This window comes from Limosilactobacillus oris (assembly GCF_025311495.1).
Lineage (GTDB): Bacteria > Bacillota > Bacilli > Lactobacillales > Lactobacillaceae > Limosilactobacillus > Limosilactobacillus oris_A.
Window position 1 is genome coordinate 393,320 of sequence record NZ_CP104398.1, and the last position, 11,050, is coordinate 404,369.

Annotated in this window: 10 protein-coding genes and 1 pseudogene; 2 read left to right on the plus strand and 9 right to left on the minus strand. The window is 51.6% G+C overall.

What is annotated here, in order from left to right; genetic code table 11:
* Positions 1-79: 79 nt before the first annotated feature.
* The 6 genes from N4599_RS02025 to N4599_RS02050 all read right to left on the minus strand — a co-directional run bounded on the left by N4599_RS02025 (position 80) and on the right by N4599_RS02050 (position 7,510).
* The gene (locus N4599_RS02025; RefSeq protein ID WP_191364089.1) at positions 80-1,852 is read right to left on the minus strand and encodes an oleate hydratase; all 1,773 of its coding nucleotides are present in this window, start codon (positions 1,850-1,852) and stop codon (positions 80-82) included.
* Positions 1,853-2,098: 246 nt separating this feature from the next.
* Positions 2,099-4,597 (minus strand): carbamoyl phosphate synthase preATP-grasp domain-containing protein, encoded by a 2,499-nt coding sequence (locus tag N4599_RS02030; RefSeq protein WP_062812787.1) that lies wholly within the window; start codon positions 4,595-4,597, stop codon positions 2,099-2,101.
* Positions 4,597-5,679 carry a carbamoyl phosphate synthase small subunit gene (locus tag N4599_RS02035; RefSeq protein WP_062812788.1) on the minus strand — a complete coding sequence of 361 codons (1,083 nt, stop codon included), beginning with the start codon at positions 5,677-5,679 and terminating at the stop codon, positions 4,597-4,599. Before N4599_RS02035 ends, N4599_RS02030 begins: the two co-directional genes overlap by 1 nt.
* A 71-nt stretch (positions 5,680-5,750) precedes the next feature.
* On the minus strand, positions 5,751-6,665 hold the full coding sequence (locus N4599_RS02040; protein WP_062812789.1) for an RluA family pseudouridine synthase: 915 nt from the start codon (positions 6,663-6,665) through the stop codon (positions 5,751-5,753).
* Positions 6,666-7,112, minus strand: coding sequence for a signal peptidase II (lspA, locus tag N4599_RS02045; RefSeq protein ID WP_003713510.1), 447 nt, complete (start codon positions 7,110-7,112; stop codon positions 6,666-6,668). It abuts the gene before it with no gap.
* A 2-nt stretch (positions 7,113-7,114) separates the two neighbouring features.
* The gene (locus N4599_RS02050) at positions 7,115-7,510 is read right to left on the minus strand and encodes an EbsA family protein (RefSeq protein ID WP_062812790.1); all 396 of its coding nucleotides are present in this window, start codon (positions 7,508-7,510) and stop codon (positions 7,115-7,117) included.
* A gap of 38 nt (positions 7,511-7,548) precedes the next feature.
* Here N4599_RS02050 and N4599_RS02055 point away from each other — a divergent pair, with 38 nt between their 5' ends.
* Positions 7,549-7,938, plus strand: a complete 390-nt coding sequence (locus tag N4599_RS02055; RefSeq protein WP_062812791.1) for a ribonuclease HI family protein — start codon at positions 7,549-7,551, stop codon at positions 7,936-7,938.
* Positions 7,939-8,032: 94 nt separating this feature from the next.
* Complete coding sequence (locus N4599_RS02060; protein WP_062812792.1) at positions 8,033-8,401, plus strand: LapA family protein; 369 nt, start codon at positions 8,033-8,035, stop codon at positions 8,399-8,401.
* 214 nt (positions 8,402-8,615) lie between these two features.
* Here the strand turns inward: N4599_RS02060 and N4599_RS02065 are convergent, their stop codons facing one another.
* The 3 genes and pseudogenes from N4599_RS02065 to N4599_RS02075 form a co-directional block, all read right to left on the minus strand.
* On the minus strand, positions 8,616-9,749 hold the full coding sequence (locus N4599_RS02065; RefSeq protein ID WP_260901657.1) for a THUMP domain-containing class I SAM-dependent RNA methyltransferase: 1,134 nt from the start codon (positions 9,747-9,749) through the stop codon (positions 8,616-8,618).
* Between the two features lie 66 nt (positions 9,750-9,815).
* A pseudogene (locus N4599_RS02070) lies at positions 9,816-10,620 on the minus strand (aldo/keto reductase).
* A gap of 15 nt (positions 10,621-10,635) precedes the next feature.
* A complete protein-coding gene (locus tag N4599_RS02075) occupies positions 10,636-11,004 on the minus strand; it encodes a hypothetical protein (protein WP_062812794.1) in 369 nt (122 codons plus the stop codon).
* Positions 11,005-11,050: the final 46 nt, after the last annotated feature.

Genomic DNA, 11,050 nt, shown 5'->3' on the forward strand with positions numbered 1-11,050 from the left:
CTAGTATAGCACTTCCCAACAAAATGCGCGGCCCAAACAGGCCCCTGAAACTCTTTTCCGTTCCAGGGGCCTCGTTTAGTTATAGTAAGTGCTGTTCTTCCATCAATTCGCCAATCCAGTTTTTCTTGATTTTATTCAATAGCGGCTTTTTAATCATCTTTGGAATTGGTAAGTCAATGTCTTCAAGGGGCATTTTATCGTTCATGTAGTACATTGCCCGCATCAGCTCCCGGATATCGTAAATGGAGTTGAAGACTTCGGGTACTCCCCGGTCAACATTTAAGAGCGAGTATACAGCCTCCATTGCCGTCCGGACAGAGTATTCGGTTGTAAAGACCGTATCACGGGTCGGCGATTCGGCGAAGTTGCCGATAAAGGCAAGGTTGGCAGAGCCTTCAGGAACGACCGCGGGACGGTCACCCTTAACCCGGGGCATGAAGTAGCTGGTAACAAATGGCATGTAAACCGGAACGGTATTAATTGACTCTTCCTTTGCCAGGTCATCAATTAACGCTTCCGGTACACCAAGGTGGTAGAGCCACTCCTTAGTAATCTCTTCCCCGGTGCAGTCAACAATCCGCTTTTTAATGTAGTTACCCTCAGTGTCTGAGTACAGGCCGTAAATCCAGACAATCGTTTCATTTTCCTTTTGACTCTTAAAGTGAGGTTGCCGGTGAATTGTCCAGCTCATCATCCAATTAGAGTCCGTTACCGTAATTATTCCACCGGTGTTAACCTTTCCATCGTGGAGGTCCCGTTTGGTCAGCCGCTCAATATACGGTTCGACCTGCGGATTCTTCACAGTCGCGGTGGCGGAAATAAACCAGCTGCGGTTGGGGATATTCTTACAGAAAACATCCGGATGACCGAACGCCGGTGACTGTTTTGCAATGTTTTCCCATAGCTTCCAGCTACCGCCAAGGGCCCGGGTTGGCTGCGCCACTCGATGGTGACTGCCATAATTAGAACTTTCCGTAATTGACCCATTCGTAACAAAGATAAGGTCGTCATCGGTGAGAGAGATGGTTTTATCTTCGCCCCCTTGCTTTAAAGCAATCTTCTGAGCGTGCTTCTCCCCATTCTTGGTGTCGACAAGGACATTTTGGACTTGGCTATCATATTCAAAGTTAACGCCGTGATCTTTAAGGTAGGCAAGGAGCGGTTTGGTCATTGATTCGTATTGATTATACTTATTAAACTTTAAAGCGGTAAAATCAGGCAAACCATCAATATGGTGGATAAAGCGCATTGCATACCGACGCATCTCCGCCAATGAGTGCCACTTTTCAAAGGCAAACATAGTTGACCAGTAAATCCAGAAATTACTCTCAAAGAATTCATCAGAGAAGTAGTCGCCAATTGTTTGGTCCCCCAGCTGTTCTTCGGGAGTAAGGATTAATTTCATGAGCTCCTTGGTCGACTTGCCAAGAAGGTACTTTCCGTCCGTTGGCACCTCATTTCCCCGCTTGTAGGTTAGCCGGCAGTTGGAGCTATTTGGGTCGTCTTTGTCCAACCAGTAGTATTCATCGAGGTAGGATGCGCCTGGTACCTCCAGTGAAGGAATTGACCGGTACATATCCCACATACATTCAAAGTGGTTTTCCATTTCCCGACCACCACGGGTTACAAAGCCGACGTCTGGCCGGTCTTGACCATCTAATGAGCCCCCAGCAATGGGGAGTTCTTCGAATATATGAATGTTTTTTCCAGGCATCTGAGCATCCCGAATTAAAAAGACGGCGGCGGACAATCCGGCAAGGCCGGCACCAACGATGTAGGCGTGTTTATGGTCTACCCCTGCTGGTTTGCGTGGCCGGGCAAATGCTTCATAGTTACCATTAGAGTAATACATAAGAATGTCTCCTTCCTGTAGACAAGCACCCAACTCTTATAACTACATTATAGCGCTTTCAAAGGACTCTTTCCCAGAAAATAAAATCACTGAATGCCGGCTAATGGTCCGGTTCTTGATCCTAACAATAAAAAGGTCCCCAGTGCTTGGCAGCCAAGCTCTGAAGACCTGATTATAGAAATAGTGGCACGGTGACGGGGAACAAGGTGGGGGACCTATAAGTAGTCCCTAGCCCGCCTCTCAGTTTCACTTTAGGAAGTGGATTTGGGCCCCAATAATTTTGTTCGCAGCTGGTACACCATCAGCCACGTGTAAAGCCTTAAAAGGAAAACTCGGCTGATACAGTACGGTGCCCATCGTCGCTTCCCGCTTTAGAAAAGTGTTGATTTGCTCATCACTCACCTGTCCAGTCATAATCCGGGTAAAAATTCCCGTTAAATCCAGCTGGAGCGCCTTGGAAAGAAAGGCTAGCTCAGGAAGGGGCATTTCTTGAATTCCACGTTTAACGTAACTATCTCCTGGCTCTTGTTCGAAAAGCACTTGGTATAGTCCCGGACGGTTCTCCTTTAGCACGTCGGCAAGTCCCTGTTCGGTCAACTGCTGGTTAAGTGAACCATTGACTTCCGCCGGGTACTGAATCACCGTTGAGGCTAGCTCAGGGTGAGCAGTGTGAGTATTGCTGGTCGAGCCCAGCGGATAAGCATACTTGCCATCATAAAGAAAATTAACGGCCAGGAGACGCTGGTCAGGATTTATCAGCTGGGAACGGCTCGTATCTGGAATCACTACCACCCGTCCGCTGATTTCATTTTTTGCCAACGCATTGAGGAGCTCAGTATAGCTGGCCGGGACAAAGAGAAAGCGGGGCTGCTCAATGCGAACGATTTGAAGAATGTTTTCCGCGGTTGCCGGTTCCAGGTAGCGTTTATCGGCTAATGAATAGCTGAGGTTAACTGAGCTGGGGTTGGAATTAACGACAATCGTGTGGAAACCATCCGCATGTAGATGCCGCATCAGCATTGCCACGAAGTAGTCCCCAGCATTGCTCAAGCCCAGCCGCAAGCCACCGGTACCAACAACTAGCGCACTGGGTTGCGCAGTCTTTCGAACCTCGTTTTCGTCCTCAAAAGCAGCGTAAAAACTGTGCGTGTGCTGAGTAAATTCGCCTCCCGATGGCTCAATTTCTTTGTACTTAGCCATCAGCTGGTGGTCTTCCGCCATTTGGTAAACCTGCTCAGGGGTTGTCTCCCAGAGGTGAGCAATCAGCTGGTTGCTCAGGCCATAGTACTTCGCCTCCGCCAGCATTGGCTCCTTCTGACGGTGTTCAATCACGTCTTCAATCAGCAGCCGCATCCGGTTAATCTGGTCAAAGTAAAAGGGATCGATCTTGGTCATTTCGGTTAGTTCCTCAACCGAATAGCCCCGGCGCATTGCCTCAATCAGGGTAAACAGCCGCCCTGCTTCAGGGTGAACTAACTTAACTACCAGCTCATCATCAGACAGCTTTTCCTGCTCATGCAGACGGGCATCAGTCGACTTGCTGTGGGTCGCCTCAATGGCCTTAAAGACCGCCTCAATCGGACTCCGCCCTACACCAAAGGCCGTTCCCACCGACTTCTTTTCGGTCGCCAGTTGACGGTCGGCTTCGGGAAGTTCATGAAAGCCCCACAGCGGAACCCGGGCGGCAATATGGTCCATTGTCGGTTCTACCAGGGCGGCATGATGGATGTAATCATCGCCGAGGTCAATTTCCCGGAGCAGGCGGCCAGCGTACAATTGCGCACAGACTTGGGCAATCGGGTAGCCGGTCGACTGGGCTACGAACGACGTCATCCGGTCGAAGTAGGGACTGTTCTTGATGACGTAAAAGCGGTCGTTGGCGGGGTTCAGGGCAAACTGAACATGGTTAATCCCCACGATCCGCAGCTTCCGGGTGATGGCAAAGGCCGTGTCCCGCATATCCTGAATCTGTCGGTCCAAAAGTGTCTGTGGCGGGTTAAAGGCGATGGAGTCCCCGGCGTGAATACCGATCGGGTCCATGTCTTCCACCATCGACAGCATCATCATGGTGCCGGACCGGTCACGCTGGACCATGACCTCGATTTCCTTATAGCCCGCCAGGCTCTGTTGGACCAGCACCTGGTCGGCCCGGGATTGCTTCAGGCAGTTTTGGACGGCCGTGGCCAGTTCCCGCCGGTCATGAACGATCCGCCGCGTACTGCTGCTCTTGGGGAGGACCGACCGGATGATGACCGGGTAGCCAAGCTGGTTGGCCTCCTGTAGGGCATCCTGGTAATTATCGACGGTGGCAATTGATTTCATTGGCGCGTCCATGGCGTGGAGGGTCCGACTGAGCAGCACCGGGTTATTAATTTGGTGGATCGTTGCCTCCGGGATCCCCAGCAGCTGGATATTCTTCTCCCGGAGGACCCCCTTCTCCATTAACTTTTGGGTCAGCTCGAAGGCCCGCCGGTTGCCCAGGGTCGGCAAGATGGCGTGCGGCTTGTAACGGTTGATCAGCGCCATCAAGTTATCGACGGTTAGGGCTTCGACACACAAATGGTCAATGACATCGTGGCTTTCAAGGCTTACCGAAAAAGGATTATCATCGACAAAGATTGTGTGAATTCCCAGTTTCTTAAACTCGGTCGCTACCTGAAAGGTGGCCGCGTCGACTTCATCCCCATGCTGGATATCGTTAGCCCCCGCACCGATAATTAAGACTGAGTGCACATCACTTTCCATCAGCGCTGAGCCTCCTTTCGGTTCATTACGTCAATAAATTCGTCAAACAGTGCGTTGGTCTCATCAGGACCCGGTGCCCCATCTGGGAAGAACTGGACGGAAAAGGCCGGATATTCCCGGTGCCGCAAGCCCTGAATGCTATTGTCCAACATATCGATATAGGTGACGAAGAGCTTGGTCCGGTCAACGGTCGTCGGATCAACCTGGAAGCCACCGCCCTGGGTCGCGTAAACGATGTGGTCAGTAATCACTTCCCGGAGCGGGTGGTTCATCCCGTGGTGCTCGACCGGCTGCCGGTTCACGCGGGCACCATTAGCCATCGCGAAGAGCTCGTGCCCCAAGCCAATGGCAAACAGCGGAATCCGCTCTTCAACTTCCCGAATGGTCTGGAGGATCGACGCCTTGAGCCGGTTCGGGTCCCCCGGCCCGGTTGACAGGACGACCCCGTCTGGATCTAAGCGAAGAATTTCGTCGGTCGTCGCCGTGTACGGTAATACGGTAACGTTACACTTGCGACGGCTCAGTTGGCGCAGGACACCGTTCTTGAGTCCAAAGTCGACCACGACGACGCTCTTCCCCACTCCCGGATTTGGGTAGGGCTTGGGCGTTGCTACCTGGGCGACCTGCTGACTGGTAAGCACGGTCGCATGCAGCTGGTCAAAGGCGTGATCATCTGGCACGGGGACAATGCTCCCCTTGAGCGGTTTACCCGCCGTCCGGAGCTTATGGACGATTGCCCGGGTATCAATGTTGGTGATTCCTGGGATGTTCATCTGCTTCAGGTACTGATCCAGGGTCAGACGGCGCACGTTATTAGTAGCCACATTGGAGAGGGAGCGGACAACGACCCCCTTAATCGTTGGCACAATTGTTTCATAAATATTCCGTTGAATCCCGGTACTGCCAATATTCGGCTGGGTAAACACCAGCAGCTGGTTATTGTAAATCTGGTTAGTAATAATTTCCTGGTAACCGGTCATGCTGGTGTTAAAAACTACCTCGCCAAACGTGACCGCTGGAGCCCCAAAGTCTTCGCCGGCAAAAACCGTGCCATCTTCAAAAATCAGGTAACGTGCTGCCATTGAATGTCCCTCCCTGTCATTGCTTGCTCATTAATTCACTCATATTATTATAAACGAATTTTCGCTGACTGTTAATTAGAATCCGTTTTTTTCAGCTTGTCTAGCATCTGCTGGAAATACTCCGGTAACGGTGCCGTAAAGACCAGTTCTTTCCCGGTTCGTGGGTGTTTAAACCCGAGAAGCCGTGCGTGCAGGTACTGTCCCCGGCCAGGCAAGGTCTTCCGTGGTCCGTACAGGGGGTCACCGGCCAGCGGGTGGCCGATTGACTTCATATGAACCCGGATTTGGTGGGTCCGGCCAGTTTCCAGACGGCAGGAAACCAGGGTGTAGTGACGGAAGCGGTGAAGAACCTTGAAATGGGTGACTGCGTGCCGCCCGTCACTCACAACCGCCTGCTTCTTGCGGTCCTTTTTTGAACGACCGATGGGGGCGTTGATTGTCCCCGCATCCTGCTTAATGACCCCGTGGACCAGGGCCACATATTCCCGCTGGTTGGTTTTGGCCTTCAGCTGGGCCGCCAGCGAGCGGTGAGCCAGGTCATTTTTGGCAATCATCAGCAGGCCCGAGGTATCCTTATCGATCCGGTGAACGATTCCGGGACGAAATTCCCCATTAATAGTTGAAAGCGGGCTATGATACAGCAAGGCATTAACCAGGGTATGGTTCGGGTGCCCGGGGGCTGGATGGACGACCATCCCCTGGGGCTTATTCACGACGATGACATCATCATCTTCATACACAATGTCAAGGGGGATCTTTTCCGGTGTTAGGTCAACTTTCTGGGGTGCCTCGGGTTCAATTACGACCTGGTCCCCGACCGCCAGTTTATACTTAGGCTTAACCGGTTGACCATTAACGCGGACGTTTCCGTCCTCAATCCACTTTTGCAGGTGGGAACGGGAAAATTGATTAAACTGGTGGGCGAGGACCTTATCAATCCGCCCCGTCAGCGTATCATCTACTGTTAGTTTGAGTGTATCTGCCATCTAATCTTCCTCCCGCACGACGATTACCAATAACCAGAGAACCCCGACCGTCAAACAGCAGTCAGCAAGGTTAAAGACCGGGAAGTTAATAAACAGCAGCTCAAACATATCGACCACGTAGCCATTTTGCAGGCGGTCGATGAAGTTGCCAATCGTTCCGGCAATAATCAGACACAGGGGCGCCAGTAAGCGTGGCTGCCGGCGCCACCGCCAGGCAAAGAAAAGTTCTGCCAATAGTGCAACCACGGTGATGACCGTAAAAAGCCACTGCTGCCCCGCCAGAATGCTCCAGGCAGCCCCATCATTATGCAGGTTGGTTAACGCAACAAGGTTACCAAGAAAGGGCTGACTGGCACCCAGGGCAATGTGAGCAACCACCCAGTGCTTAACCAGCTGGTCAGCAACTATCAGGATAACCGTTAGCAGCAAAGCTCCGAGTACTGGCACGACTAATTCTCCTTTTCCTGTTGTTTGATAAGTGCCTGCAAGCGGCGCACCGCTTTATTACTGAAGGTAAAATTCAAGACCTCCCCATTAACTGTCATTGTGACGGTATGTTTAGTAAAATGGGGTTGGCGAATATCAGCCAGGGGAATTACCAGGTAGTCCCGTTGTAAGAGCCGGCTAAAAGTCAGCTTGGTCGGGGTGACCAGGACGGTGCGCCGTTTGATTTCCAAGAAGGTTAAAATTGCAAAGAGGGCAAACAGGATGGCCGTCAGCCACTGAAAGTGAGTAATTTCCAACCAGACCACCAGACCGGCGACGAAAATCAAGAAGGTCCATGACCAGCTGATAATGGCTCCGGTCAAATCAGGCTGATAAAAATAGCGGGTTTCTTCTTCCATTATGTAATCAAGTTCCTTTCAATCTGAGGTGATTTTGAATGATCAAACTATATACTGACGCGGCAACCAAGGGCAACCCGGGGCCGACGGGACTGGGGGCCCTTGTGCTCGCCGACCACCAGCAATTTCAGCTAACATCAACGGTTGCCAACTGTGACAACCACCAGGGAGAATTCGCGGCAGCCGAATTTGGCTTCCACTACCTCCTCCAGCACTTTCCTACCGCGCAAACAATCCTATTTTACACTGACAGCCGCCTCCTGAGTGACGCCATCGGCAAAAATTATACAAAACATTACCAAGCTGAGCTGGATCGGCTGAATGACCTGCTCAACCGTTTTCCCACCGTGGTAACCCAGTGGATTCCGGACGCCCAAAATCAGGGTGCCCATCACTTAGCAAACCAGGCCCTGCAATCAGTAGAATGAACTCCTCCAGTATAACAAAAAGCTGTGCTGGTGTCCCTAATAGTTCCTTGTCGATGCTCCTATAATAGATATACGTAATAAGGAGGAATTTTAAATGAAAAAACAATCTACGACGATTATCTCAATTATCCTATTAATCATTATCGCTATCCTTGCCGTTGCCAATATGGCGCCCGTTGAGGTCAACCTGCTCTTCACCCGCTTCCAGAGCCCGTTGATTCTGCTGATCCTCGGTTGTTTCCTAATAGGGGCACTGATTATCTACCTCTTTTCCTTCTCTAACCACCTGAAACAGGGGAAGGAACTCAAAACACTCCGAGCCAGCAAAGCCGATCCGCAGAAAGTTGCTAAGCTGGAAAAACAAGTTCAAGAACTGTTGAAAGAAAACGCCGCCCTCAAGTCCGCCAATGCCAACTTGAACAAGGAGCAGCAAAAAGCCGCTGCCGCCAATCCAGCAAAGTAAGCTAAGTGCCCCCATCTGCCCTTCACAGCCGGTGCGGGGCCTTGCCGTTTTCCCTTTATGTCCTTCACCCAATATTGAGACACAGTAAAAGGGCTGTGACAGAAGTCATTTATGACTTCACCTTCACGCCCCCGTCGACGCGCAGCTAGTCTTTAGAAAGCACAAAAAGGGCTTCAGAGTTCGGCTTTGCCGAGCACTGAAGCCCCTTGCTATATTAGCGTTTCTTTTTGCCCCAATATTGGAAAAGATCGGTCCGCAAGGCACCATTGTATAGTTTACGCCGCTTCGTAGCCGGCGCACCATAGTACTTTTCAAACTCCAGGTCGGCGGTCAGAATGTACTTGCTCCAGGTCGTCATTGGCCGGTAGATATCCCCCATCTGCCGATACAGCTCGTGGACTGCCTCGTGGTCGGAAAGCCGCTCCCCGTACGGCGGGTTGGCGACGATCACCCCGTTAATCTTATCGGTATGCCAGTCCTTGACCGCCAGTTGCTTGAAGGCAATGTCATGGGTCAAGCCAGCGGCCCGGCAGTTTTCCTGGGCGATGTCAATCATGTTCTGGTCAATATCATATCCGTGGATATCCAGTTCAACGTCGTAATCAGCCTGGGCATCAGCCTTATCGCGGACCTCGTCACTAAGGCCCGCTGGCGTCAAGTTTGTCCACTGCTCACAGACAAAACTCCGGTTGATTCCAGGAGCAATGTTGTGGCCAATCAAGGCCGCCTCAATCGGGATCGTCCCCGAACCACAAACAGGATCAACAAACGGGTTATCGGTAAACCAGTGGGCCAAAAGCACCAGGGCTGCGGCCATGTTTTCCTTTAATGGCGCGCCCCCCTTATTCCGCCGGTAACCACGTTTAAACAGGCTATCCCCCGTAGTATCCAGGGTTAGCATGACCTGGTCCTTGTTAATTGCTACTTCTAGCGAGTACAGGGCACCGGTTTCCGGCAGGCGGGTCCGCCGGTGGTAAACTTCGCTTAGCCGCTGGACAATCGCCTTTTTGACGATGGCTTGAACACTCGGCACGTTATGCAGCTGCGAGTGGTGACTCCGCCCTTCCACCGGAAATTCAGCGTCTACTGGCAGGAAACTTTCCCAGGGTAACGCCTTAGTCTGTTCAAACAGCTCATCGAAGGTGCGGGCCGTAAACTCACCCACAATAATTTTGACCCGGTCAGCTGTCCGCAGCCAGAGGTTCGTAGTCAGGATATCCCTCATGTCCCCCTGGTAGCGCACCCGGCCATTCTCCACCTGGGTGTCATACCCCAGTCGACGGAGCTCCTTGCCGACCAGGGCCTCAATTCCCGCTGCTGCAGTTGCCATTAATTTATATTTTTGCAAAAGTATCTGCTCCTCTTCGTCGAAACTTCTGTTACTATTCTACCCGATTTCCGGCGAAAGCCAAAGCTAATATTGGTCCTCCTGCATCGCGGCCGGCCAGCCGTCAATTGACTGCCGACTATCAAGGCTTTCTAATACCCGGATATCTGCCAGTTCAATGGTAAAGTTATCGATATTAAAGTTATCAACCATGTGCTGGGGATTCAGTGTCTTCGGGATAACAACAATCCCTTCTTGAACCAAGAAACGCAGGGTAAGCTGGGCCGGAGTTTTGTGATAACGGTCGGCCAGTTTGACTAGGGTTAGATTGTCTAAGAAGCCCCGCTGCCCTTCACCCAGTGGCGCGTACGATTCGTGGATCATCCCCCGACTGGTCAGATAGGCGTGCATCCGTTTTTGCTGTCAGTTGAGATGGGTCTCAATCTGGTCGAGTGCCGGCATGACTGTAGCGCCGTCAATAATTGACTGTGCCTGCTCAGCATTGAAGTTGCTCAATCCCAGGGCCCGTACCTTACCATCACGGTAGGCGTCCTCAAGGGCCCGGTAAGTTTCGGCATCGTTTCCAGTCGGCCAGTGAATAATGACTAGGTCAAAGTAGTCATGGTTGAAACGGCGCAGGGATTCATCAAGGCCCTGCTTGGTTGCCGCATAACCACTGGTCTGCACCTTCGTCGTCACAAAAACCTGGTCTCTCAGTCAGCGCCTCACCGACCTCGGCCTCGTTGCCATAGTATTGAGCTGTGTCGATCAGCCGGTAGCCCGTGCGCAATGCTCGTAAAACATTCTTAGTCGTTACTGCCGGGGCAATCTGGTAAGTCCCATAGCCCACCATCGGCATGAAAATGCCATTGTTTAATTCTACTGTTTCCATTTTATAACCTCCAATTTATTCCCAATACTCTTCATACTTACGGGAGGCAGCGGTACTAGCATCAGCCGGAGCTGGCGTTGGTTGCTGCTTCGTGGTGTCTACGTTCGGGACTGGCTCAGCAGCAATTTCATACGCTAGCCGGTCATCACCGCGATAGTCGATTGTCACCTGCTTGCCAGAGAAAAACCATTCTTCGGCAAACTCAACGTAAAAGTCCACGCCACCCTGACTAACAGTTGCCACTGCTTGATCAGGCTGCTTAGCCTGGTAATTAATCCGCACTTGATTACCCTGTTTCTCCGCCCAGACAGCCACCTGACTGCCCCTAGCGATTCCCCTTTGTTGGAGCCAGTCACTGGCCCGTTCAGTCACCACTAATTTCATCCCGTCCACTTCCTTTCATTATAAAAATAACATAATTTAAAAAAGA